The organism is Lentzea sp. NPDC060358 (genome assembly GCF_042725365.1).
Classification (GTDB): domain Bacteria; phylum Actinomycetota; class Actinomycetes; order Mycobacteriales; family Pseudonocardiaceae; genus Lentzea.
This window is the reverse complement of sequence record NZ_JBHXCW010000121.1, coordinates 1-23,229: the sequence shown is the minus strand read 5'-3', so window position 1 is coordinate 23,229 and position 23,229 is coordinate 1. Positions and strand designations below refer to the sequence as shown.

The 23,229-nt window shown below is 71.1% G+C and carries 24 protein-coding genes and 1 tRNA gene; 11 read left to right on the top strand and 14 right to left on the bottom strand.

The features are described 5' to 3' along the window. Positions 1-55: 55 nt before the first annotated feature. Positions 56-697: a GPP34 family phosphoprotein gene (locus ACFWGZ_RS24135; RefSeq protein WP_382453832.1), complete on the top strand. Its 642-nt coding sequence runs from the start codon at positions 56-58 to the stop codon at positions 695-697. A gap of 21 nt (positions 698-718) precedes the next feature. Here the strand turns inward: ACFWGZ_RS24135 and ACFWGZ_RS24130 are convergent, their stop codons facing one another. Further along, entirely contained in the window at positions 719-3,157 is a 2,439-nt protein-coding gene (locus ACFWGZ_RS24130; RefSeq protein WP_382453831.1) for an endonuclease/exonuclease/phosphatase family protein, read from the bottom strand. Positions 3,158-3,357: 200 nt separating this feature from the next. On the opposite strand from ACFWGZ_RS24130, the gene ACFWGZ_RS24125 reads away from it, so the two are divergent. Beyond that, positions 3,358-4,128 carry a maleylpyruvate isomerase family mycothiol-dependent enzyme gene (locus ACFWGZ_RS24125; protein WP_382453830.1) on the top strand — a complete coding sequence of 257 codons (771 nt, stop codon included), beginning with the start codon at positions 3,358-3,360 and terminating at the stop codon, positions 4,126-4,128. Positions 4,129-4,172: 44 nt separating this feature from the next. Here ACFWGZ_RS24125 and ACFWGZ_RS24120 read toward each other — a convergent pair. The 3 genes from ACFWGZ_RS24120 to ACFWGZ_RS24110 form a co-directional block, all read right to left on the bottom strand. Beyond that, positions 4,173-4,257 (bottom strand) — tRNA-Ser (locus tag ACFWGZ_RS24120). Positions 4,258-4,289: 32 nt separating this feature from the next. Beyond that, on the bottom strand, positions 4,290-4,721 hold the full coding sequence (locus tag ACFWGZ_RS24115; protein WP_382453833.1) for a nucleoside deaminase: 432 nt from the start codon (positions 4,719-4,721) through the stop codon (positions 4,290-4,292). Between the two features lie 17 nt (positions 4,722-4,738). Further along, the gene (locus ACFWGZ_RS24110; RefSeq protein WP_382453829.1) at positions 4,739-5,227 is read right to left on the bottom strand and encodes a tRNA adenosine deaminase-associated protein; all 489 of its coding nucleotides are present in this window, start codon (positions 5,225-5,227) and stop codon (positions 4,739-4,741) included. Between the two features lie 60 nt (positions 5,228-5,287). Between ACFWGZ_RS24110 and ACFWGZ_RS24105 the strand changes: the two genes are divergently transcribed. From ACFWGZ_RS24105 to ACFWGZ_RS24085, 5 genes are read left to right on the top strand one after another with little or no spacing between them, the layout of a single operon-like run. Further along, positions 5,288-6,493: a M20 family metallopeptidase gene (locus tag ACFWGZ_RS24105; protein WP_382453828.1), complete on the top strand. Its 1,206-nt coding sequence runs from the start codon at positions 5,288-5,290 to the stop codon at positions 6,491-6,493. Positions 6,494-6,546: 53 nt separating this feature from the next. Then, positions 6,547-7,494: a prephenate dehydrogenase gene (locus ACFWGZ_RS24100; protein ID WP_382453827.1), complete on the top strand. Its 948-nt coding sequence runs from the start codon at positions 6,547-6,549 to the stop codon at positions 7,492-7,494. 9 nt (positions 7,495-7,503) lie between these two features. After that, a complete protein-coding gene (locus tag ACFWGZ_RS24095) occupies positions 7,504-9,054 on the top strand; it encodes a hypothetical protein (protein WP_382453826.1) in 1,551 nt (516 codons plus the stop codon). 19 nt (positions 9,055-9,073) lie between these two features. Further along, positions 9,074-10,798, top strand: coding sequence for a hypothetical protein (locus ACFWGZ_RS24090; RefSeq protein ID WP_382453825.1), 1,725 nt, complete (start codon positions 9,074-9,076; stop codon positions 10,796-10,798). Positions 10,799-10,817: 19 nt separating this feature from the next. Then, positions 10,818-12,002, top strand: coding sequence for a thiolase family protein (locus tag ACFWGZ_RS24085; RefSeq protein WP_382453824.1), 1,185 nt, complete (start codon positions 10,818-10,820; stop codon positions 12,000-12,002). 10 nt (positions 12,003-12,012) lie between these two features. Here the strand turns inward: ACFWGZ_RS24085 and ACFWGZ_RS24080 are convergent, their stop codons facing one another. The 5 genes from ACFWGZ_RS24080 to ACFWGZ_RS24060 all read right to left on the bottom strand — a co-directional run bounded on the left by ACFWGZ_RS24080 (position 12,013) and on the right by ACFWGZ_RS24060 (position 16,560). Then, positions 12,013-12,726 carry a helix-turn-helix domain-containing protein gene (locus ACFWGZ_RS24080; protein WP_382453823.1) on the bottom strand — a complete coding sequence of 238 codons (714 nt, stop codon included), beginning with the start codon at positions 12,724-12,726 and terminating at the stop codon, positions 12,013-12,015. A gap of 97 nt (positions 12,727-12,823) precedes the next feature. Then, complete coding sequence (locus ACFWGZ_RS24075; RefSeq protein WP_382453822.1) at positions 12,824-13,384, bottom strand: putative glycolipid-binding domain-containing protein; 561 nt, start codon at positions 13,382-13,384, stop codon at positions 12,824-12,826. A gap of 81 nt (positions 13,385-13,465) precedes the next feature. Continuing rightward, positions 13,466-13,636: an antitoxin gene (locus tag ACFWGZ_RS24070; RefSeq protein ID WP_330850880.1), complete on the bottom strand. Its 171-nt coding sequence runs from the start codon at positions 13,634-13,636 to the stop codon at positions 13,466-13,468. A gap of 191 nt (positions 13,637-13,827) precedes the next feature. Next, positions 13,828-15,045, bottom strand: coding sequence for a thioester domain-containing protein (locus ACFWGZ_RS24065; protein WP_382453821.1), 1,218 nt, complete (start codon positions 15,043-15,045; stop codon positions 13,828-13,830). A gap of 309 nt (positions 15,046-15,354) precedes the next feature. Beyond that, complete coding sequence (locus tag ACFWGZ_RS24060) at positions 15,355-16,560, bottom strand: DNA cytosine methyltransferase (RefSeq protein WP_382453820.1); 1,206 nt, start codon at positions 16,558-16,560, stop codon at positions 15,355-15,357. A gap of 62 nt (positions 16,561-16,622) precedes the next feature. Here ACFWGZ_RS24060 and ACFWGZ_RS24055 point away from each other — a divergent pair, with 62 nt between their 5' ends. Next, complete coding sequence (locus tag ACFWGZ_RS24055; RefSeq protein ID WP_382453819.1) at positions 16,623-17,381, top strand: hypothetical protein; 759 nt, start codon at positions 16,623-16,625, stop codon at positions 17,379-17,381. 6 nt (positions 17,382-17,387) lie between these two features. Here the strand turns inward: ACFWGZ_RS24055 and ACFWGZ_RS24050 are convergent, their stop codons facing one another. Continuing rightward, a complete protein-coding gene (locus ACFWGZ_RS24050) occupies positions 17,388-18,680 on the bottom strand; it encodes a hypothetical protein (protein WP_382453818.1) in 1,293 nt (430 codons plus the stop codon). Between ACFWGZ_RS24050 and ACFWGZ_RS24045 the strand changes: the two genes are divergently transcribed. Beyond that, the gene (locus tag ACFWGZ_RS24045; protein ID WP_382453817.1) at positions 18,660-18,851 is read left to right on the top strand and encodes a hypothetical protein; all 192 of its coding nucleotides are present in this window, start codon (positions 18,660-18,662) and stop codon (positions 18,849-18,851) included. The genes ACFWGZ_RS24050 and ACFWGZ_RS24045 overlap by 21 nt on opposite strands. 134 nt (positions 18,852-18,985) lie before the next feature. Here ACFWGZ_RS24045 and ACFWGZ_RS24040 read toward each other — a convergent pair whose 3' ends face one another. Continuing rightward, a complete protein-coding gene (locus ACFWGZ_RS24040) occupies positions 18,986-19,198 on the bottom strand; it encodes a hypothetical protein (RefSeq protein WP_382453816.1) in 213 nt (70 codons plus the stop codon). A 25-nt stretch (positions 19,199-19,223) separates the two neighbouring features. Between ACFWGZ_RS24040 and ACFWGZ_RS24035 the strand changes: the two genes are divergently transcribed. Next, positions 19,224-20,123, top strand: coding sequence for an NAD-dependent epimerase/dehydratase family protein (locus tag ACFWGZ_RS24035; protein WP_382453815.1), 900 nt, complete (start codon positions 19,224-19,226; stop codon positions 20,121-20,123). Here ACFWGZ_RS24035 and ACFWGZ_RS24030 read toward each other — a convergent pair. Beyond that, on the bottom strand, positions 20,068-20,979 hold the full coding sequence (locus tag ACFWGZ_RS24030; protein WP_382453814.1) for a ribonuclease Z: 912 nt from the start codon (positions 20,977-20,979) through the stop codon (positions 20,068-20,070). The genes ACFWGZ_RS24035 and ACFWGZ_RS24030 overlap by 56 nt on opposite strands. A 23-nt stretch (positions 20,980-21,002) precedes the next feature. On the opposite strand from ACFWGZ_RS24030, the gene ACFWGZ_RS24025 reads away from it, so the two are divergent. After that, on the top strand, positions 21,003-21,824 hold the full coding sequence (locus tag ACFWGZ_RS24025) for a serine hydrolase domain-containing protein (protein WP_382453813.1): 822 nt from the start codon (positions 21,003-21,005) through the stop codon (positions 21,822-21,824). Here the strand turns inward: ACFWGZ_RS24025 and ACFWGZ_RS24020 are convergent. Further along, on the bottom strand, positions 21,808-22,134 hold the full coding sequence (locus tag ACFWGZ_RS24020) for a hypothetical protein (RefSeq protein ID WP_382453812.1): 327 nt from the start codon (positions 22,132-22,134) through the stop codon (positions 21,808-21,810). The genes ACFWGZ_RS24025 and ACFWGZ_RS24020 overlap by 17 nt on opposite strands. Before the next feature lie 70 nt (positions 22,135-22,204). Beyond that, on the bottom strand, positions 22,205-23,047 hold the full coding sequence (locus tag ACFWGZ_RS24015; RefSeq protein WP_382453811.1) for an SAM-dependent methyltransferase: 843 nt from the start codon (positions 23,045-23,047) through the stop codon (positions 22,205-22,207). Between the last annotated feature and the right edge of the window lie 182 nt (positions 23,048-23,229).

Genomic DNA, 23,229 nt, shown 5'->3' with positions numbered 1-23,229 from the left:
AGCTTTGGTCGCCGAACCTCTATGTTCGGCCCCCTTCTGGCGTTACGGTTGCACGATGCTGCACGAAGAGCTGATGCTGCTGTTCATCAACCAGCAGACCGGAAAGCTGCACGTCGACTCCACGTCGGCGGAGAACGCGCTCGCGGGGGCCGTGCTCATCGAGCTGGTGAACTCGGGCCGCGTCGCGTTCGAGCCCGGCGGCAAGAAGCTCCAGGTCGTCGATCCCGCGCCGTTGACGGACCCGTTGCTGCAGGAGTCCGTGACGAGGATCGACAAGCCGATGAGTCCGCAGAAGGCGGTGGAGCGGCTGCGCAAACGCGTGCGCGACAACGTGGTCTCGGGTCTGGAGGCACGTGGTGTCGTGCAGGTGGAGGCGCGCAAGGTGCTCGGGATCTTCCCCGGCCGCAGCTACGCGATCGCCGACGAGGCCGTGTACGCGGAGGTGCGCAAGGCGGTCGGCGAGGTCGCTCTCGGGTACCGCGGGGCGGATGCGCGCACGGGGTCGTTGATCACGCTGCTGCACGCGGCCAACGGCGTGCACAGGGTGTTCGAGGGCGACAAGCGCGAGTTGAAGCAGCGGGCCAAGGAGATCGCCTCCGGCAACTGGGCCGGTGACGCCGTGCGCAAGGCGATCCAGGCCATCCAGGCCGGGGTCACCGCGGCGACGGCCGCTGCCGCCGCCGCGTCGTCTGGCTGACGCGGCGACGGCGGCGGGTCGCTACTTCTTCAGGCAGTCGAGGATGTCCTCGAGGGCGAACACGATCTTGTCGACGTTCGCGTCACCCGTGGACGGGCGGGCGCGGACGATCTGCGGGTCGTGGTCGCTCGCCTGGTCGGCGAACTCGGCGTTGATGTGGACGACGTCGTAGCTGAACCGCGTGATGTTCTTGCTCATCACGAGGTGGTCGAGCGTCTGCGAGTTGCCCTCGAAGACGTAGCTGTACCGCTCGGACACGGGCAGCGTCTCGATCAGCGCCCTGAGGTTGCCGTCCCCGGTCAGGGTCTTGAGCGCGGGCGAGAACCGGTAGTCGTTCAGGTCGCCCGCCAGCACCACGTTGGCGCCCTTGTCGATCGCGCGGATCTGCTCCGTGAACGCCTTCAGCGACGCGGCCTGCTTGGCGCGCTGCACCTCCGACGACCGGGTCGGCGGCTGGTTGCGGCCGTGGATGGCCTCATCGCCACCCTTGGAGTTGAAGTGGTTCGCGACGACGAAGACCGTGCGGCCGCGGAACTTGAACTCGCCGGCGAGCGGCTTGCGGCTCGCGGTCCACGCGTCGTTCAGCGGGTCGATCCGGCCCGGTGACGCGGAAAGCGCGGCGCGGCCGTTCTTCTTCACGACCTGGACGGGCGTCTTGAAGTCGCCGCCGGGACGGTCCACGAAGGACACCCGCTGCGGGTTGAAGAAGAAGCCGACGCGGATGTTGCCGCCGGGCTCGCCGCCGTCCTTGAGGTTCTCCGGGTCGATCTGGCGCCACTGGTAGCGCGGGCCGCCCTTGGCGACGATCGCGTCCGAGAACTTCTGCAGCGTCTGGTCCGCCGCGACGACACCGTCGTTGGTCGCGCCGTTGTTGTCCTGGATCTCCTCCAGCACGACGACGTCCGGGCTGCGCAGGTTGGTCGTGACGCCGTCCGCGAGCCGGTCGAACTTCTCCTGCGGGTCGGACGGGTCGAGGTTCTCGACGTTGTAGGTCGCGACCGAGAGCTCGGATTCCTTCTGCTGCGCGGTGATCTCGCGCTGCAGGTTGGAGGACGTGTGGGTGCCGAGGGTCAGCGCCGCCAGGGTGTAACCGCCGAAGTTCGTGTACTCCATCGCACCGACGGTCGCGCCGGCGAACACGTCGCCGACGTTCGCGGCGGGCAGCGTGCCCGCGGTCTTGATCTTCAGCCGGCCGCTGTTCTGCTGGTCGTAGCCGGTGTAGATCGTGCCGCCGCGCTGGGTGCGGTTCTGGTCGGGGTTCACCGTCACCCAGACCTCGCCGAAGGTGTTGCTCGGGCCGACCACGCGGGCGTCGTCGACCTGGACGAGCGTGCCCTCGAGCGACTCGAAGTAGTCGAGGCCGTACTTCGCGGGCTCCAGCGGGAGCTGCTCGATGCTGCCGCCGGGCGCGGGCAGGTAGCCGGCCGGGACGTTCTTCACGACGACGGGCGCCGGGACGGCGTTGCCCTTCGACAGCGTGATCGTGGTGGGCGAGGTGATCTCGGTGAGGGTCTGGTTGGAGCCCGTCTCACCGCCCGGCCGGTACTCCGCGATCGTGCCGCTGACGAGCACGCTGTCGCCGACGGCCGCGGTCGGCGCACTGCCGGCCGTGTAGACGAAGACGCCCTCGCTGGTGCGCGGGTCGTTGTCGGGGTTCGTGTCCTGGATCCAGAAGCCGCGGTCGCCCGTGGCGCGGGTGCCGGTGACGACGCCGGGGACGTTGGTGACCTTCTGGCCGACCAGCGGCGAGACGCGCGTGATGCCCTGGATGTCGCGGATGCGCTTGTCGCCGGGGGTGGGGTCGGGATCAGGATCGGGGTCCGGGTCGCCGCCGCCCGGGGTCTCGCCCTGGGAGTTGGTCGGGGTCGGGGCGCCGACCGCGAAGTCCGCGGAGTTGTCGTCGGTGTCGGGGAGACCGGTCTTGCGCGACGCCGAGGTGGTGTTGCTCAGCGCGCCCGTCGCGGTGGCCTCGCGGACCGCGGCCGTGCCGTAGCCGACGAGGTCCTTGACCCGCGGCTCGGCGGCGCAGTCGGCGGCCGTCTTGCAGGTGAGGGCCGTGGTGCCGGTGACCAGCGCGATGGTGCCGCCGGTGGCGCTCATGGCGAGGGTGCCGGTGGCGTCCGGGGCGGGCAGCTCGACGGTGCCGCCGGTGCCCTTGGCCTCGGCGACGAGGAACGTCTTGCCGGGCGCGATCGAGCCGGTCAGGGGGGTGACGCCCCACTGCGTGCTCGCGCCGGGGCTGGCCGAGATGTACTGGACGCTGAGGCCGTCGAGGGCGAACGCGGTCGCGCCCTTGTTGGCGAGCTCGACGAAGTCCTGCGTCAGGGTGGCGCCGGAGTTGCCGCCGCCCCCGTAGACCTCGGAGATCAGCGCGTCGGCGCTGGGTGCTGCGACAGCGGGCGCGGCGGCGAGCACGAGGGCCGCCACTGCTGTCCCGACGACGGGCAGGGTGGGTCTCAAAACTTCCTCCAGGGGATGCGGCGGACCGACGCATCCTTACCCGATCGAGTGATCATTGGTAGGCGTTGTTACTAACGGTTAACCGGTTGGCCCATCAATCATCACTCGAACAAGTGTTCGATCATGGTGTATGCTCATCCCCGGAACGCCGGCCGGTGGGCCCCTCCCAGGCGCTGGCCGGCGTCCCTACGTTGTAGGGCATGGGGATTCCGAGCTACGAGCGCCGCCGCGCCGAGATCATCAACCAGACCGAACTCCTGGTCGCGTCCCTGGACGACGCTGACCTGGGCATTCAGGTGCCGTCGATCCCGGACTGGACCCTCAACCAACTGCTGCGCCACCTGGGCCACGCCCACCGCTGGGCCGACTCGATGCTGCGCGAGAGGCTGCCGGAGATCGACTTCTCCCGCAACAGGGCGCACGACCTGTCGTCGTATGTGGGTGAACCGGCCTCCACCCTGATCCCGTGGCTGCGAGAAGGCGCCGCGTCGCTGTCCGAGGTGCTCGGCGAGGTCGACCCGGAGGAGATGATCGCCCCGGTCAACGGCTTCCCGGGCCCGCGCGTGTGGTCGCGCCGCATGACGCACGAGACCGCCGTGCACCGGTGGGACGCCTTCGCCGCGCTGGGCGTGCCGTACTCGCTGGACACCGAGATCGCCCAGGACACGTTGCGCGAGTGGACCGGTCTAGCGGTGCCGTACGCGTTCCAGCGGTGGCCTTCCGAGACCGCGCCGCTTGCCGGCACCGGGACCGTGCACCTGCATGCGACCGATGTGGACGCGGAGTTCGTGATCGATTTCACGGGCGCTGCGCCGGTGGTGCGGGAGGGGCACGAGAAGGCGTCGGTGGCGGTGCGCGGGCCGGTCGTGGAGCTGGTTCTCGCGGTCTATCGGCGGCGGTCCGTTGACGGGTTGGAGGTGTTCGGGGACCGGGAGCTGCTGGACCTGATGCTGGACCGGGTGCGGTTCTAGAGATGCGAAAAGGGCCCCGGATCAGATCCGGGGCCCTTCGTCAGCGGTGGCGGTGGGATTTGAACCCACGGAGGCTTGCACCTCACACGCTTTCGAGGCGTGCTCCTTCGGCCGCTCGGACACGCCACCGGTAAGAACAATACACAGCCCGATCCACCGGGTTAACGCTGGGTCCGGAAGAAGCGTTCCAGCAGGTCAGCGCACTCCTGCTCGAGCACGCCGCCCTGCACCTCCGGCCGGTGGTTGAGCCGGCGGTCGCGCACGACGTCCCACAGGGACCCCACGGCCCCGGTTTTGGGCTCCCAGGCGCCGAAGACGAGACGAGAAACACGTGCCAGGACCAGGGCGCCGGCGCACATCGTGCACGGTTCCAGGGTGACCGCCAGGGTGCAGCCGTCGAGGCGCCAGCCGTCGCCGAAGCGGGAGGCCGCCGTGCGCAGGGCCAGGACCTCGGCGTGGGCGGTCGGGTCGCCCAGGGCCTCGCGGGCGTTGCAGGCGTCGGCCAGGACCGTGCCGTCCGGGGCGAAGACGACGGCGCCGATCGGGACGTCGGCGCCCGAGGACGCGGCCGCCTTCAGCGCGGCTCGGACCATGTCCTCCGGTGGGACGTTCACGCCTGGATCGTGTCGAGGAGCTTGGTGAGCTCGTCGATGAAGCCGATGCGCTGGGCGATCATCTGGAGCTGCTCGTCCGGGTAGAGGTCCACCTCGTCGACGATGATCTGGAGCTCGTGCGAGGGCATGCCCAGATCGGTCAGGACGCCGAGGTCGCCCTCCGGCCAGATCTCGTTGTCCTCGTCGTCCGGGGGTTCGACGCGCAGCAGGTCGAGGACGTCGGCGGCGATGTCGTAGTCGAGGGCGGCGGCCGCGTCCGACAGCAGCAGGGCCACGCCGCCCGGCACGGGGCGCAGGACGATGAAGAACTCGTCGTCGACGGCGAGGAGGCCGAACACGGCTCCGGTCGACCTCAGCTGGCGCAGCTCCGTGATCGCCGCGTCCAGCTCCGACAGCGCGGAGCTGTCCATCCTGCTGCACCGCCAGCGGCCGTCCTCCCGGACGACCGCGACCGCGAAGCCGTTGACCGGCTCCTGCTGTGTCATGAGCACACCGTAGGGCCCAGACGACCTTCCCGGTAGCCGAGGTGGTGCCACTATCGAGAGATGAGCACATCAACGCCGGACCCCCGTTTCGTCGGACTGCTCGAAGGGGCGCGCGCACTGCAGCCCCGCACGGTGGCGCTGCGCAGGCAGGTCCACCGCCAGCCGGAACAGGGGTTGCAGAACCCCAAGACCCGGGCGGCGATCCTGCACGCGCTGGAGGGGCTGCCGCTGACGGTCACTCAAGGCGAGTCGACGACGTCGGTCGTGGCGGTGCTGGAGGGCGAGCGGCCGGGGCCGACGGTGCTGCTGCGCGGCGACATGGACGGGTTGCCGTTGCAGGAGGAGACCGGGCTGCCGTTCGCGTCCGAAGTGGACGGGAACATGCACGCCTGCGGGCACGACACGCACGTGGCGATGCTGGCGTCGTCCGCGCGGCTGCTGGCGGACCGGCGCGACGCGCTGCGCGGGCGGGTCCTCTTCATGTTCCAGCCGGGCGAGGAGGGCTACCACGGCGCGCGGTACATGATCGAGGAAGGTCTGCTGGACGGCGGCGTGGAGAAGGCGTTCGCGCTGCACATCACCTCGACGATGAAGTCCGGTGTGGTCACGTGCCGGCCCGGGCCGATGATGGCGTCCGCGGACACGTTCCACGTCCACGTGAAGGGCCGCGGCGGGCACGGCGCGATGCCGCACAACGCGCTGGACCCGGTGCCGGCGGCCGCGGCGATGGTCGGGGCGGTCCAGACGATGCTCGGCCGGCGGGTCAGCGTGCACGAACCGGCCGTGGTGACGGTCGCGCAGATCAATGCCGGCACGACGACCAACATCATCCCCGAGGTCGCCACGCTCGACGGGACGATCAGGACGCTCTCGGAAGCCACGCGCGCGCTCGTGCACAAGGAGCTCAAGCAGGCCGTGAAGCACACGGCCGCCGCCTACGGGTGCCACGCCGAGGTCAGCATCGAGCCGGGCTACCCGGTGACGGTGAACGACGACGTCGTGGGTCAGCACGTCGTCGACCTGGCCGCGCAGGCGATGGGTCCGTCGTGGAGCGAGCCGATGCAGGACCCGCTGATGGGTGCGGAGGACTTCTCCTACGTGTTGCAACGGGTGCCGGGCGCGCTGGCGTTCCTCGGCGCTTGCCCGCGCGGCATCGAACTGGAGGACGCGGCGCCGAACCACTCCAACCGGGTGCTGTTCGACGAGGCCGCGATGGAGCACGGGGTGGCGATGTACGCGGCGTTCGCGCTCGACGCGCTGAGGTGAGCTGTTCGGCACCCGAGGGACGCTGTTAGTCCCAGCACCCCTCACACGGAATGATGGGCGCCGTGCGAGACGTGTGCGTGATCGGACTGGGACTGATCGGCGGCTCCGTGCTGCGGGCCGCCAAGGCTGCCGGGCGCACGGTGTGGGGTGCGACCGCGAGCAGGGAGGACGCGGACGCGGCTCGCGCCGAGGGCTTCGACATCACGTCGGTGGACGAGGCCCTGCGCCGCGACCCCGAGGCGCTCGTCGTCCTCGCCGTGCCGCTGCCGGCGCTGCCCGACCTGCTGCGCAAGGTGCCCGAGGGCACCCGTCTCACGGACGTGACCAGCGTGAAGGGGCCCGTCCACGACGCCGTGCACCGGTACGCGAGGAACGTGCGGTTCGTCGGCGGGCACCCCATGGCGGGCACCAGCCGCAGCGGCTGGGCCGCGGGCAGCGCCGACCTCTTCCAGGGCGCCGCCTGGGTCGTCACGCCCGAGGAGGCGGACGACCACCTCAACGACGTCATGCAGTTCGCGCTGGACCTGAAGGCGCACGTCGTGCCCACGACGCCGGAGGAGCACGACGGCGCCGTGGCCCGGATCAGCCACCTGCCGCACGTCATGGCGGCGATCCTGGCCGCGGTCGGCGCGGACGGCGGACCGCTCGCCATGGCGCTCGCGGCGGGCAGCTTCGGTGACGGCACGCGGGTCGCGGGCAGCCGGCCCGAACTGGTCCGCGCGATGTGCGAGGGCAACCGGGACGCGCTGCTGACGGCCGTCGACGACGCGCTCGGTCGGCTCGGGGCCGCACGGGGCTCGCTCGCGTCGACCGGCGGGCTCGCGAAGACCATCGAGGCCGGTCACGACGGCCGGAACGTGCTGGTCAACCAGCCGAAACGCACCTCGGTCACGATCGACCTCACCAAGCCCGGCGCGCTGGCCGCGCTGCGCAACCTCGGGTCGCGCGGCGGGCGTGTGGTTGGTCTGAACGGCAGCACCGCCTCAGCGGAAACGTCGTAAGGTCACCCGGTGGATCGACGAACGCTCGCCGGTGGACTCGGTGGACTCGCGCTCGTCGTCGGTGCCGTCGTGGCCCTGCGGGCGGGTGACGCGCCGGGCACGCTCGAGCGCGAGATCGCCGACGGTGTCGAGGTGGTCGCGCTGCAGGAACCGACGAGACCCGCCAACGCGAGGGCGCAGGCGCTGGACGCCGACGCGCTGCAGGTCGCGTGGAACGGGTCCGCGTCGGCCTACGAGGTGCGCTGGAACGGCAACCGGCAGCTCGTGCCCGGCCCCGAGGTGGAGCTCGCCGGGCTGAGCCCCGACGAGGAGACCGAGGTCGAGATCCGGGCGGTCAGCGCGACCGGCAGGCGGTCGGAGCCGCTCAAGATCGCCGCGACGCCCGCGGACCTCTACGACGACCGGTGGGACGACCAGCTCGTCGGGCAGGCGGACCGGTTCGACGGACCGGAGGCGCTCGACCCGCGCAAGTGGCGCGTCGAGGCGGAGCCGGAGTGCCTGGGACTGCGGCCGTTCGGGTCGGGCAAGCGCGTGGACGTCGACTGCCCGATGGCGGCGTTCCAGTCGAACACGCCCATCCGGTTCGGCCTGCCCGCGGCCGACGGGGCGACCGGCCGGGCGATCATCAGCGTCGCCGGGGCGGTCGAGTCGAGCCACGTGCGGCTCACGATGCTGCCGGACCCGTGGCAGTACCTGCGGGACACCGACGCGCAGCCCAAGGGCGCGGTGAGCCTCGACATCACGACGCAGGGCACGCGGATCATCGCGGACCCGGACCTGCCCCGCACCGGCAAGCAGGTCCCGCTCGGCGACTCGCAGATCACCGGGCTCGTCGCGGGCGTGCGGCACCGGTGGGAGATGCGGGTGCTGCCGGACGCGGTGGTGGCGCTGCGCGACGGCGTCGTGGTCGCCTACGAGCCGGTCGCGCTCGGCAGCCCGCTCGTGCACCCGCGGATCCGCATCGACGGCGGCGGCTTCCTCGACGCGTTCGGCGTCGGCGGCGTGCCCGAACGCGTCGTGCCCACCGAGGTCATCCCGCTCGTGCGGGACACCGAGGTCCCCCCGGACGCGATCGCGGCGAAGGTCGTCACGCCGGAACCCGGCAACCGGGTCCGGATCACCGACGTCGCGCTCGCCGCGAAGAAGGTCGCGGCGGCGCAGGAGGCCCAGCTCGTCGTCATCCGCAAGCCCGAGAGCCGCCCGCGGGCGCTGCCCCGGCTCGCGGACCGGCCAGGCGGCATCAAGACCGGCGCGCCCCGGCTCCACGTCATGCACGAGGACGGTACGAAGCCGCCGCAGAAGCTGCCGCGCACGGGACGCGTCCTCGTCACGGCCGAGGTCAACGACATCGGGCACCGCGGCATCGAGCTCGAACTCGACGGCAGGCGGATCGTCGCGCTGCCCACGAACGAGCAGGGCGAGGCCGTTCCCGGACGGCACGAGTTCTGGCTCGACGCGAAGAACCTCGCCCCCGGCTCGCCTTCGCGGCTCGAGCTCAGCGTCCTTCCGGCTGATCATGGCGAACCCGTTACCACCGAAACCGTGTTCCAGCTTGGGTGAACGCCCTAGCGTGACAGCTGTGAAGCGGGTCGCCTTCGCCGTCGCGGGCCTCGCGCTGGTGGTCGGCGTGGTCCTGCTGCGCGACACCGGCGGGGCCGGCTCCGACCTGCCCACGGCTCCCCCGCCGCCGACGAAGCTCAAGCCGTTCGTCGCGGAGCAGGTGCTGGTGCCGGGTCCGCAGGGCCGGCCGGCCACACCGGGCAACGTCGTCGCGCGCGGCGGCCACCACCGGGTCACGCTCACCTGGAGCGGCGACGCACCCGCGTACGAGGTGCGCTGGGGCGACCGCACGAAGCTCGTCACGCGCCCGGGAACCCAGCTCAACGGCCTGGAGAACGGGCGCGAGCAGCAGGTCGAGATCCGCGCCGTGGACGCGTTCGGCCAGTACTCCCAGCCCGCGCGGACCAGTGCGACGCCGAACGCCGACAACGCGCCCTACTCGTTCGTCGACCGCTTCGACGGCTCCGACGAACCCGACCTGCAGCGGTGGCGGCTCTCCAAGCGCACCGACTGCGCCCGTGCGACCTCGGGCGACGCCGACGACCACGACCGGCTCGTGATCAGCAGCAGCTGCGGCACGCGCGCGGTGACGCTGAGGTCGCGCACGCCGTTCGTGCGCGGCGACAATGAGAGCCGGTTCGTGATCGAGACCGACGCCCCCGGCAGCGGTGGCAAGCTGGTGCTCGACCTCGTGCCGGGCCCGGTGAGCGTCCAGGGCGACCCGGTGCCGCCGAACGCGGTCCGCGCGACCGTCTCGACCGACGTCGCCGGCAACTCGCTCGTCGAGCTCGCCCCGAACGGCACCGCGACCAAGGCCGTCCCCGCCGCACTGCCGGGCGTGTCCGTGCGCTGGGAGGTCGTGCTGACGTCGAACGGCGTGCGGCTCGAGCGCGACGGCGACGTCGTCGCCACCTCGCCGTTCGTCCCGCAGTGGCGCGAGGCCACGGCGCTGATAGGGGTCGCGGCGCTCGCGGGCGACCGGGTCCGCGCGGGCGTCGACCTCGTCGGCTACCGCGCTGCCCAGGCCGACGCGCCGCCCGCCTCGCCCACGCCGCAGGTCCGCGTCGACGGCCCGGCGAGCATCGACGCCCGTCCGATCGCGGGGGTCACCGCGGGTCAGCTCCGCATCGCGCTGATACCGGCCCAGGAGAGCCCCGCGCTCGCCGCGGTGAAGATCAACGGCGTGGACACGCCGCTGAGACCGGCCGTCGAGGGCACGCCGTGGAAGCCGGGAGCCGAGTACCCGGCCGTCGCCGACCTGCCGAGGGAGGCCTTCACCGACGCCCTGCGGGTGGAGCTGCCGACCACCGAACGCATCCAGGTCACCCACACCGACGTGGAGCTGACCGGCGCGAGGAGTCCGCTGCACCGCGAGCCCGGTACTCCCCTGGTCGACGCCCGGCCGGCGCTCGCCGACCCGGTCCCGGAGGTCCTGGACGCGAGCGGCCAGCCGATCGAGAACGGCGCCGCGTTCACCCGCGGCCGCGTGGTGCTGGAGGTCCGCGTCGCCGCGCTGGACCCGGCCGTGGCGGGCCTCGCCGGGTTCGAGGTCCGGATCGACGGCACGCACGTGGCGACCGTGCCCACGACCGCCGACGGACCGGCCGGCGCGGGCCGGTGGCGGATCTCGCTGAACACGGGGTCGATGAGCGCCGGTGCGCACGCCATCGAGGTGAAGGCCTTCAGCACCGACTCGGAGGTGCACCCCGAAACGGGTTACGTCCCCTTTTTGCTCAAGGCCTGAGTGCCGCCAAGATGGGTGCATGGCCCGTGCATTGATCATCGACGCCGCCCGCACGCCGTTCGGCCGCTACCGCGGCGGCCTGTCCGGCATCCGGGTGGACGACCTCGCCGCACTGCCGATCGTCGACCTGCTGCGCCGCCACCCCGACCTCGACCTCGCGCGCATCGACGACGTGCTGATGGGCGACGCGAACGGCGCCGGCGAGGACAACCGCAACGTGGCGCGCATGGCCGCGCTCCTGGCGGGCCTGCCGGTCTCGGTGCCGGGCGTGACGCTGAACCGGCTGTGCGCCTCCGGCGGAGAGTCGATCGTCCAAGGCGCGCGGGCGCTGGCCTCGGGCGACGCCGACCTGGTCGTGGCCGGCGGGGTCGAGGGCATGTCGCGGGCGCCGTTCGTGACGGCCCGGCCGGACCGGGCGTTCCCCGACCGCATGGAGACCGTGTCGACGGCGCTGGGCTGGCGGCTGGTGAACCCGCGGATGCCGAAGCACTACACCGTGCCGCTGGGACTGGCCGCCGAGACGGTCGCCCACGAGCTCGGCATCACCCGCGACCAGATGGACACCTTCGCCCTGCGCTCGCACCGGCGCGCCGCGGCGGCGTGGGACGCGGGCGTGCACGAGGGGTTCGCGTTCCCCGTGCAGCTCCCCGACGGCACCGCGATCCGCCGCGACGAGAACGTCCGCGCGGACACCAGCGTCGAGAAGCTCGCCAAGCTCAAGCCCGCGTTCTCCGACAACGGCTCGGTGACGGCGGGCAACGCCTCCCCCCTCAACGACGGCGCGCTCGCGACCCTGCTCGGCACGGAGGCGATCGCCGAGGAGCTGGGCGTCGACCCGCTGGGCGAGGTGCTGGGCAGCGCGACGACCGGCGAGGAACCGCACCGGTTCACGATCGCGCCCGTCTCGGCCATCAGGAAGCTGCTGGGGCGCCTGCACCTCGAAGCGTCCGAGATCGACCTGTGGGAGATCAACGAGGCGTTCGCCGCGATGGCGCTGTCGGTGCTGCACCACCTGCCGGAGATCGACCGCGAGAAGGTCAACGTCCACGGCGGCGCGATCGCGTACGGCCACCCGCTCGGCGCCTCGATGCCGCGGGTGATCGTGGACCTCTGCCGCCACCTGCGCTCACGCGGCGGCGGCGTCGGCATCGCGGCGGCGTGCGTGGGCGTCGGCCAGGGCGTCGCGGTGGCCGTGCGCGTCTAGGACCGGCGGTTCAGGGCTTCGGGTGGAGGATGTCCCGCGCCTGCTCGGCGGCGCGGACGATGCTCTCGGACACGAAGTCGAGGAACCGCGAGATGTTCTCCAGCCGCGTGGCGGCCGGGGTGCCGGGCCCGAGGCTGCTCACGCCCTGCCGTGCCGCGTCGGCGAGCCGCGTCGTGCCGGCGGCGCTCGCGATCATCGACTGGTACCAGATGTCGCCCTCGTCGACGACGTACCGGTCGCGGCGCCGCTCGTCGCGCACGCGGCCGATCAGCCCCTGGCTCTCCAGGTACGACATGGCCTTCGACACCGATGCCGGACTGACCTGCAGGTGCCCCACCAGCTCCGACGCCGTGAGGCTGCCCGAGTCGGTCGCGTAGAGGCTGGCGAGCGCCCTGGCCGTCATCTTCGGCAGCCCCTGGGCGATGAAGATCTCGGAGAACGCCTCCTCGAACGCGCGCACCGCCTCGGGGTCGCGGCCGTCGGCGCGGCCGGGCGCCTGCCGGCTCCTGGCCGACGAGGGCTTGCGCCGCTGGGCCCGGCGTTCGGTGGCGAGGTGCGCGAGATCGGCCTTGTAGCCGGCCGGACCGCCGTTGCGCATGACCTCGCGGGTCACCGTCGAGGTGGGGCGTCGCAGGCCGCGCGCGATCTCCGCGTAGGCGAGGCCGTCGGCCAGGCCGGTCGCGATCTGGCGGCGTTCCTGCTGGGTGAGTCGGCCTCCGGGCATGCTCTGGAGCGTAGCCAGCGACCGGCTCGGACCACGGCGAGGCACTTCCGTCGTTCGGCGGCGCCTCGCCGCGAAGGAAGTGCTCCGCGGAGGGCTTCTAGATCCGCTTCGAGATCAGCGGGTAGTCGACCACCAGGCCGTTCGGGTCCACCTTGATGTTCTGCTCGAACCCGCCGCTCTTGAACCGGACCACCGAGACGTCGTCGCCCACCGACACCGTCTTGTAGGTCTGGGTCACGGCGCGGACCGACAGGTCCGGCAGCGACACCCGCACGACGGGCAGCGCGTGCTCGGACGGCTCCCGGTGCAGGCCCAGGCGGCGGATCGGGATGGCGTTGAACAGCACGGCGAACTGGACGTCGACGTCGAGGGCGTCGTTGAACGTCTCGCGCTTGCTGCCCTGGCCGTGGTCGACCAGCCAGGCGCCGTCCTCTGTTCGCGAGAGCGCGCACTGGCGCTCCTCCAGGACGGTGGCCGTGCGCAGCAGCAGGCGGGTGACCTGGCCGCTCTCGCCGACGGACACCTCGAAGGAGGCGTTGAACTGCTCGTCGGGACCGGCCGCGACGAGACGACCGGACGCGCGCAGGCGCTGGTCGTTCGACAGCAGCAGGCGGACCTGTTCGAGCCGCGGCTCGTGCAGGCCCTGCCAGGTGATCATCTCCGGCCGGCGCGCAGAAGGAGAGCGGGTCTCTTCGGTGGAGGCGACCCGCCCTGCGTCAGTGGTGTTGAAGGAGTTCACTCATCCACCTGGAAGGATGTCCTTGATCTTCTCGGCGACCGAGTCGACCTGCTCTTGGTGACCGAACTTGCCCGCGACGAAGCCCGCTGCGGCGTCGATGCCCTGGTCGACCTTCTCGTGGTTCTGCTCGGCCAGGTCGAGCGCCTTGTTCTTGATCTCGTCGAAGTTCATGTGGTGCTCCTCCGCTCCTGACGCAGGGTACCCGAGCGAGCCCCGCGTGTTGATAGCCGCGATCACGCTATCCGCGCCCGGACGACTCGGCCGCGCGAAACGCGGGACGCCGGAGGTCCCTCCGCACACGGCAAACGCCCCCAGGACCGGCGCGGAACCTGGGGGCGTTCGTCTAGGGGGTGCTAGAGCTGTCAGGCACCGGCCTTCTTGCGGCGCACCACGAACATCGCACCGACACCGGCGCCGACGAGCACCAGACCACCGACGAGCGGCCACAGGATCGAGGCACCGGTCGAGGCCAGGTCGTCGTCACCGCTGCCACCCGGAGCCGGGTTGGCCGGGGTGGTGGAGGACGGCGTCACCGGGGTGGACGACGACGGGGCCGCCGAGGAGGACGGCGTGGTCGGCGTGGTGGACGACGGCTGGGTCGGGACGACCTGGGTCTTCCAGTCGGCCTTGGCTTCCTTCTGGACCTTGGCCTTCTGCGGCTGCGCGACGACGAGCGACTGCGCGACGTTGTCGTCCTGGCCGTTGTGCGAGACGAACAGGCGGCCCAGCGCGATCTCGGCCTCGGCCGAGAGCTTGAAGGTGGCCTGGCCGTCCTTCGCGCCTTCCGGCACGTTCACGAAGAACTCGGAGACCTTGTCACCGGTGCCCTGCACGGCGAGACCGTCGTTCTTCTTCTGCACGGCGAGCGGGTTGCCGGAGCCGTCGACGAGGGTGACGCCCTCGGGCAGGTTCGCGGTGACCTTGACCTCGGTGGCCGTGGTCGTGACCTTGAACGGGCCGATCTTCTGGCCGGCCTTGCCGGACTGCGAGGCCGGGTCGATCTCGAGGGTCGGCTTCGGCGCCTCCTCGACCTTCGCGTCCGCGACGAACTTGTTGTACAGCGCCACGACCTCGGCGTCGTTCTTCTTGCCCTTGACGTCGAGCTCGGCGTTGTCCGAGAAGTGCCAGAGCGCGGCCTGCGTGGCGGCGATGACGTCCTTCTTGTCGAGCTTGTCGATGCCGAAGGTCTTGCGGATGTCCTCGACCGACTTGTTCGGGTAGGACCGGTTCAGGATCCAGAGGACCTTGCCGGGGTTCTCACCCTTGAACTTGGTGTTCGGGTTGGGGTGCTTGTCCCACGGCACCTCCTTGAGGACGTCGCCGTCCTTGAGGGGCGTGGGCAGCTCGACGCAGTAGGCGAGGACGTTGGTGCGGTCCTTGTCGTCCTCGATGCGGAGCTTGATGACCGAGGTGCCCTGCTTCTGGTCCTTGTCGCCGTCCTTGAGCCACACGTCGTGGCCCTGCTCCTGGCCGCCGCGGTCCGGCGTGATCTTGACTTCGGCGTGGGCCGGAAGGGCAGAGAACGACAGGGCGGCGGTGGCGCCGAGCAGCGCCGCGCCGATCCTCAACCGGGAAGCCATAAGTCTCCTTGAGCGCGTGAAGTTGACCCGAACGCGGCGGGAAGTCAGTCATCCGTCGGGACGGTCGGCACGTCTACGTCGACACTGAACCGACAGGAAGCGACCGGACACTAACCGATGGGGTGTCACACGTAAGAGTGAGGTGTGGACGCGGTTCTACACCAGGCGTGACCAGCGAAAAGCTACTCAGCGTGTCCACAGTGGATAGGCACGCGATGCATTCATTTTGTCAGGTGACGTTAGATTCGTTGCCCAACAGTTACCAATTGCCGCGTCCGCTACGGATGATCACCGAGCGCGGTTCAACGGTCAGGCGACCAATTCGGTAACTTCCACCGGACGAATGTCGCCGGGACGCAGCGACGTGCCGCGCAGGCACATCTCGCGGGGCTCCGGCCGGCGGCCGGTGAGAATCCACCTGGTGAGCCCCGCCAGCTGATAGGCGATCAACGGCGGAACGGCGTCGCCCACGTGCCGGTAGGCGTTCCCGAGAATCGAGACGTCGAACCGGAACTGCCGGGGAAACCCCTGCAGCAGAGCCATCTCGCGGACCGTGCAGAGCCGGTGCTGGACGGGGTGGGCGTAGCGGCCGTTTCCGACGTGGCCGCATTCCCTCTTGATCGTCCGCGCCGGTTCGTCCCACCACATGCGACCGTAGACATCGGGGTGCGAACCCCAGTTCTGCTGTTCGACGATCTTGTGTTGTGCAGGATTCAACAACTTGGCGGTCTCCGGTGAGCGGAGCAGATCCGCCCACGACCCGCCGTTCGCGGGAATCGCGCGCATCCTTTCCAGACTGCGTCCCTGGGAAAAGGTCGGCGACACGTGAATGGGGTCGTCCGGGTCGGCCGCGCCCGCCTCGAGGACGGGCAGCTTGCCGATCGCGCGCCGCACGGTGATCGCGACCGGGCGGATCACCCGGCCCTCCCACAGGTCGTCGAGGGTCAGCAGGGGCAGCCCGCCGTCGACGGCGACCATCAGCGTCCGCTCGCGCAGCTGCGGCAGGCCGAAGCGGGACAGCATGTGCGTGCCGCCCCAGACCGAGTAGCCGATCCGGGTGAGCTCCTCGGCGAGGCTGTCGAAGTGGTGGCGCTGCTTGCCCTTCACGAGCTCGCGGGCGTTCTCGACGAGCACGACCTTCGGGCGCAGCTCCTGCGCGTACACCGCGATCCGGCCGACCAGCGAGTTGCGCGGGTCGTCGCGCAGGTGGTTCTGCGAGGTGATCCGGCTGAAGCCCGAGCACGGCGGGCAGGCGAGCAGCACGTCCAGCTCACCGCGCTTGAGACCCCAGACCTCGCGCAACGCCGACGGCGACACCCTGCCGAGGTCGACCTCCAGCGGGTCGACGCCGATGTTCGCGCGGTACGTGTCGTTGCAGCGCAACGACCCCAGCTTCGAGCTCGGCTTGCCGATCTGCGCGTCGGCGGCACCCACCACCCGGAAGTCGCGGTGGGCGTGGAAGCCGAAGCTCATTCCGCCCGCACCCGAGAAGAGGTCGGCCACCGTGAAGGACACGGCGAGATCGTACGGGCGAGGCGCCGATGGCCTTTCCGTGCCATCCCGTACCTTTCCCGCCTATGGAGCTGCCGCGTGCCTGGCAACGGCCTGACCCGTTGCGCGGACTCGACAGGATTTCCTGGGACGAGGTCCACGACGGCCGCGGCGGCGCCGGCCGGGTGCCCCGCTTGCTGCGCTCCCTGGTGGATCCGGGTGCCGACGTGCGGCTCGCGGCGCTCTCCTCGCTCGCGGACCGGCTGCTGACCGACGACACGGTCTCCGAGGCGTCGTTCTGCGCCGTGCCGTTCCTGGTGGAGCTGGGGGCGTCGTACAAGGTCGCGGGCGACGTGCGCGATCGGGTGATCTTCCTGCTGGCCGCCATGGCGTTGGCGGGCAAGGGCTTCACCGAGGAAGGCCGGCGCACGCACCGGCGGTGGAACGCCCTCGGGCGCGAACTCCCCCGCACGGCTCCCGACTGGCTCACGCAGACACGGCACGCCGTCGCCCAGGGCGCGCCGAAGATCTTCGAGGCGCTGGCCTCGGAACGGGTGGCGTGCCTCGTCGCGTTGGCGTGCGCGGTGCCGGAGAACCTGCCGTCGTACGTCAGCGGGCTCATGGGCGAGATGGTCGAGCTGCCCGGCGAGGAGATGCTCGCCGACGCCGCCGAGATCGCCTCGGCGCTGCTGGGGCACTCGCCGGAGCTGCTCGGCGTCGACCGGCCCAAGGTGCTCGGCGAGGGGCTGGTGCGGCCCGCGCACGAGCCCCGTGAGGTCGCCGCGGCGTTGATGGGCTACCGGTTCGCCCTCATCTCCGCGTACGGCGACGAGGGCGCCTGGTAGGCCGCGCTAGGCGATCACGGCCTCTTCGAAGGTCTCCTCCACCGGAACGGTGTCCTCGACCGCGATGGCGGGCTCCAGGGCCCCGAGACCGGTGCCCCACTCCTGGTCCGCCAGCGCGAACGCGGCGACCGTCAGCGCCGCCACGGGAGCGCCCACGGGCATGTTCTCGCGGTGCAGGTCGAGGTCGAGGCGGCCGCCGATCGGCGACGGGCTCAGCCGCAGCGTCGCGTGCGCGGGCTCGTCGGCGTGCGCGAGGCGGCAGGCCCAGCCCGTGAAGATCACGCGGCGCTCGTCCACCTCGGTCGGCTGCACGGCGCGCACGTTGGCGCCCACGGCACCGGCGCGGTGGTTGTCCGCGGCCTGCAGCACCAGGTCCTCGAACTCCATCGACGAGATGCCGAGGTCCCAGCCGGCGACCAGGGCGACCTGGACGAGCGCGAGCGGCAGCGTCGGGACGGCGTCCTCGAAGCAGACCATCGCGCCGCCGTAGCGGGTGTTGATCTCGGTCGGCAGGAAGCCGTCCTCGGTCGCGATGCCGTCGAGCGTGAACGTGCCGCGGTAGTCGACCGTGCCGCGCAGGTGCTCGCCGACGCGGCGGGCCAGGTTGCGCATCTCGTCGCGGATCCACACGGGCGGGTCGTAGAACGACGCGCAGCCCGCGTAGAGGAACTTGGCCTGGCCCTGGCGGCGCGGCACGACCATCTCGATCGGGCGCAGCACCGCGGTGCCGTCGGGGAACACGATGCCGTGCACGCTGACCGGGATGCCCTCGAGGAACGGCATCACGCGGACCTGGTCGCACTTGGGCGCGAGGACCTCGAAGGCCTCCTTGGCCTCCTCGTAGGACCGCACGCGGCGCACGAAGTTCGCACCGCCGTTGATCGCCGGGCCGTCGCCGGACCAGACGACGCCCGCGCCGCGGTCCAGGATCTCCGAGGCGCCCCAGAGGCGTTCGAAGTCGAGGTCGAACACCAGCGCGGGCGCGCGGCGGGCGCTGAGCTCGTCCCAGAGCGCGTCGATGGTGGTCTTGTTCTCGAGCTCGACCCAGTCGTGCTGCCGGGCGTTGAGCACCGGGCGGCCCTGGAAGGAGCCGATCTCGTTGTAGGGCGTGCTGATCACGACGGCCTCGCCGTTCGCGTCGAACTCGCCCAGGATCTCCCTGACCTCGGCGCTCGGCCTGGTCAGCAGCTTGCCCAGGCGGCGCTGTTCGACGGCGACGAAGCCGCCCTTGATGCCCAGCGAGACCCAACGGGCGATCTGGGAATCATGGAGCGGGGCATGATCGTCGGTATCGAGCACGAGCGTATGGCGGGCGCCGAGCGCATGGAGCTCATGCGCGCGCTTTGCCAGACGCGTCCCACCGGCCAGAACGACCAACCGGTCACCGAACAACCTGCCGAGGCGCTCGTTGAGCGCTGCGAGAACATGATTCATCGCCGAGAACCCGCTTTGAGAAGAAGCAGAAGATGAACCGGCGATCGCCGGGTGACGCGTAGCGTAGAGCCACCCGGTATGCGTGTCGAAGCACGGTCCGGCAACGGCCGGATGAATCTTGCGACGGGCCCGTCGGCAGGGGCCTCGCGGCGTGGTGGTGCAGGTGCTCGCTAGGAGCGGGCCGCGTCCCGGAGGACCTGGTCAACGCGGTTGAGGAAGCTGCGCCGGGGGTTGATCGACGGCAGCGGCGCGGTCAGCTCCGCGGGGGCGGGCTCCGGCGTGGGAGCGGCGCCCACGATCTCGGCCACGTTGCGCAGGAACTCCTGCCGCTTGAACTCGTGCACGGCGTGGTCGTGCAGGAGTCCGGCGATGCTTGTGTGCACAGCGCGATGGGGGTAACTCACTCGGGTGTTATCGGCGCCTTCGGGGTCGACCTTTAGGGTCAACTTCGTGCGAGTTCTAGTGACCGGCGCCACTGGGTACGTGGGCAGGGCCGTGGTGCGTGAGCTGCGGTTTCACGGACATGAACCGGTGGAGTTCCGTCAGCGCCTGTCCGAACCGGTCGAGCTGCCCGACGTGGACGCCGTCGTCCACCTGGCCGCGGTGGCCCGCGTCCGCGAGTCGTTCCTCGACCCGCTCCCGTACTGGGAGACGAACGTGGGCGGGACGCTGAACCTGCTCAAAGCCTTGAAGGGGCAACGCTTCCTGCTCGCCTCGACCGGCGGGGTCTACCGGCCGTCGGACGCGCCGGTGACCGAGGAGTCGGTCCGGGAGCCGTCCTCCCCCTACGCCGGTTCCAAGGCCGCCGCCGAGGACCTCGTGGCGTGGGCCGCGCGGTCGGGGCAGATCGGGGCGACCACGCTCCGTCTCTTCAACGTCGCTGGAGGAGGTGACACGGACACCACTCGGGTGATCACGCGGGCTGTCGCGTGCGCCGCCGGGACGGTGCCCGGGATGGAGGTCTACGGCGACGGCACGGCGGTGCGCGACTTCGTGCACGTGCGCGACGTCGCCACCGCTTTCGTCGTCGCGCTGGAGGCGTGTTCCGCGGGCACGTCGTCGGTCTACAACGTCGGGGCGACCCCTGCGTCCGTGCGGGACGTCCTGGCCGCGGTCTCCGACGTGACCGGGCGGCCGGTGGACGTGACCTGGAAGCCCGCGCACGCCGGTGAGGTGCGGTTCCAGCGCGCCGACGTGACCCGGCTGCGGGCGCTGGGCTGGGAGCCGCGGCACTCGTCGCTGGAGGAGATCGTCACCGACCAGTGGCGCGCTTCGGCACCGGGACCCGGTCCAGGTCCTTCGCGATGACGATCTCCCCGTCGAACTCCGCGGCCGCCTCGGCGTGGAACTCGGCGGGGTCGTCGTAGCGCTGGGAGAAGTGGGTCAGCACGAGCGTGCGGACGTGGGTCTCCCGCGCCACGCGGGCGGCCTGCTGGGCGGTGAGGTGGCCGTGGTCGCCGGCGAGTTTGGTGTCGCGGGCGAGGTAGGTCGACTCGATGACCAGCATGTCGGCGTTGTCGGCGAGCTCGTAGACGTTGTCGCAGAGCCGCGTGTCCATGACGAAGGCGAACTTCTGGCCCCGGCGGGGTTCGCTGACGTCCGCGAGCCGCACGCCGTCGAGCTCGCCCTGGGCCTGGAGCAGCCGGACCTGCGGCCCCTGGATGCCGTGGGCCTTCAGCTTCTCGGGGAGCATGCGGTGGCCGTCCGGTTCGACGAGCCGGTAGCCGAAGCTGTCGATGCCGTGGTCGAGCCGGTAGGCCTCCAGCGTGCCGAACCCGCCGCGCGCGAACTCGCCGTCCTGCTCGACCGGCTCCTCCGCGATCTCCGCGGCGTCGTAGAAGGCGCTGGCGTGCCGGAGGCGTTCGAAGAAGTGGGCGCCCGAGCGCGGGAAGTGCGCGTGGACGGTGTGCTGGACCCGGTCGAGGCTGAGCCGCTGGACGATGCCGGGCACTCCCAGGCAGTGGTCGCCGTGGAAGTGGGTGATGCAGATCCGGGTGATGTCGCTCGCAGCCGCGCCCGCCCGCAGCATCTGCCGCTGGGAGCCCTCGCCCGGGTCGAAGAGCAGGCCCTCGCCGTCCCACCTGAGCAGGTAGCCGTTGTGGTTGCGCTGGCGGGTCGGGACCTGGCTGGCCGTTCCCAGGACGATCAGTTCCCGGACTGTCACACCCTGACGTTAACGTCTGTCCCATGCGGAGCGTGGAAGCAGCAGCGTCGTGGCCTGTCGAGAACGTGGCGGTGGCCGTCGTGCAGGACGGGACCGTGGTGGGCTCGCTGGGCGACCAGCAGCGCGTGTTCCCGCTCGCGTCGGTCACGAAGCTGCTGACGTCCTACGCGGTCCTAGTCGCCGTGGAGGAGGGCGCGGTCGAGTGGGACCAGCCGGCCGGGCCGCCCGGTGCCACCGTGCGGCACCTGATCGCGCACACCGCCGGCTACGCGTTCGAAAAGGCCGAGGTGCAGGCCGAGCCCGGCACGCGGCGGATCTACTCCAACGCCGGGTTCGACGTGCTGGCGTCGTTCGTGGGCGAGGCGTGCGAGATGCCGTTCGCGACGTACCTGCACGAGGCCGTGTTCGTGCCGCTGGGGATGAAGGCGTCCGCCCTGGTGGGTTCGGCCGGTGCCGGTGCCGAGTCCTCCGCCGGTGACCTGGCGCTGTTCGCGGCCGAGCTGCTGTCGCCGACGCTCGTGTCGGCCGCACTGGTCCGCGAGGCCACGTCGGTCGTCTTCCCCGGCCTGAACGGCGTGCTGCCCGGCTACGGCATGCAGAAGCCGAACGACTGGGGCCTGGGCTTCGAGATCCGCGACGGCAAGTCGCCGCACTGGACGGGCGACGCGCACTCGCCGCGCACGTTCGGGCACTTCGGCCAGTCCGGCACGTTCCTCTGGGTCGACCCGGAGATCGCCTCGGCCTGCGTCGCGCTGACGGACCTGCGCTTCGGCCCGTGGGCGGTGCAGGCGTGGACGCCGTTCTCCGACGGCGTCCGCGCGGAGCTGGTCAGTCGGCGAGCCTGAGCGCGAGCTGCCGCAGGACCTCCTGCACGTCGGCGTCCTCGTAGTCGTTCTCGTAGGCCTGCGCGACGCCGTGGAAGGCGTAGAGCAGGCCCGCGGTGAACCAGCCGAACTGCGACAGCACCTGGTCCATCGCCTGCTTGAGGGCCTGCGCACCGGCCTCGTTCAGCTCGCCGTCGACCTTGACCTCGTAGCTGAACACGCCCTCCTGCAACGACTTGAGGGCCGTGCGCAGGTAGTCGTTCGTGCCGGCGCCGTCGTAGGTGAGCGTCAGGACGCCGAGCGCCCGCTGCATGATCTCCCGCTGCTCCACAGCCGCCACTCTGCCAAGTCGTCCGCCCGGGACAAAGGGCCCGGCACGCATCGGCGCGCCGGGCCGGCTCTCAGGCGGGCTTGCGCGCAACCCACCGCGCCACCGAGAACACCCCGGCGGCACGCGCGGCGTCGAGCACGCGCTTGCCGTCGTGGATGACGGTGTTCTTCTCGCCCTCGTAGTCGCCCCAGCCCTGCCCGTCGTCGGGCGGCGTGCTGCCCCAGCACTCGACGCCCTCGTAGAGGTCCTCGGACACCTCGACGTCGAACCCGGCCGCCACCATCAGGTCGCGGTACCCGTCGAGCGTCCCGAGCTCGGGGATGGAGATGACCCGCTCGACCGGCCCGATGAACTCGGCGATCTGCGCGGGCGTCCGGTGGTCGCCGAACGGCCGCGCGATCCAGTCGACCCCGACGAGGCACGCGCCGGGCTTGAGCACCCGGAACGCGGCCTGGAAGAACGCGCCCTTCTCGGGCAGGTGGCAGACCGACTCGAAGAAGCTGACCATGTCGAGCGCCCCGTCCGGCCACCAGACGAGCGACTTGTAGTCCTCGTCTCCGACGGTCAGGAACGCGGTCCGGTCACCGGCCCCCTGCTGCAGGGCGTACTCGCGGGCCCGAGCCGACAGCCACTCGTTGTTGGAGATGCCGACGAAGTGCGCCTCGGCGATCTCGGCCATGTAGACCGTGGTGCCCCCGACACCGCTGCCGAAGTCGAGCGCCGTCCCGCCGGCCCGCAGCCCGGCCGCGTCGACCTGCTTGCGCGCCAACGCCTTCGCCGCGTCCTCCGGCGACAGGCCCGCCCGCTCGGCCGCCAGGTCGCCGTGGTGCCAGAACTGCCCCATGAGCGCGTGGTAGGCGGGCCCGGCGTGGTCGTAGTACTCGCGAACCTGCTGCTCGACAGTGGTGTTCACCAATTCCGGCCTTTCAGGATCTCTGCTCCAGCATCGGCGATTGGTGAACGTAGTGTCCGATTCAACGACTTGTCCACGATCGGGTGAATGCAACGACGACCTGCGATTTTCGGTGCTGTGATCACCGGTACGTCGGCCGGCGGTCATGGCGCGCCGGCAGAAAAAAGTCGAGACCCCGGTGG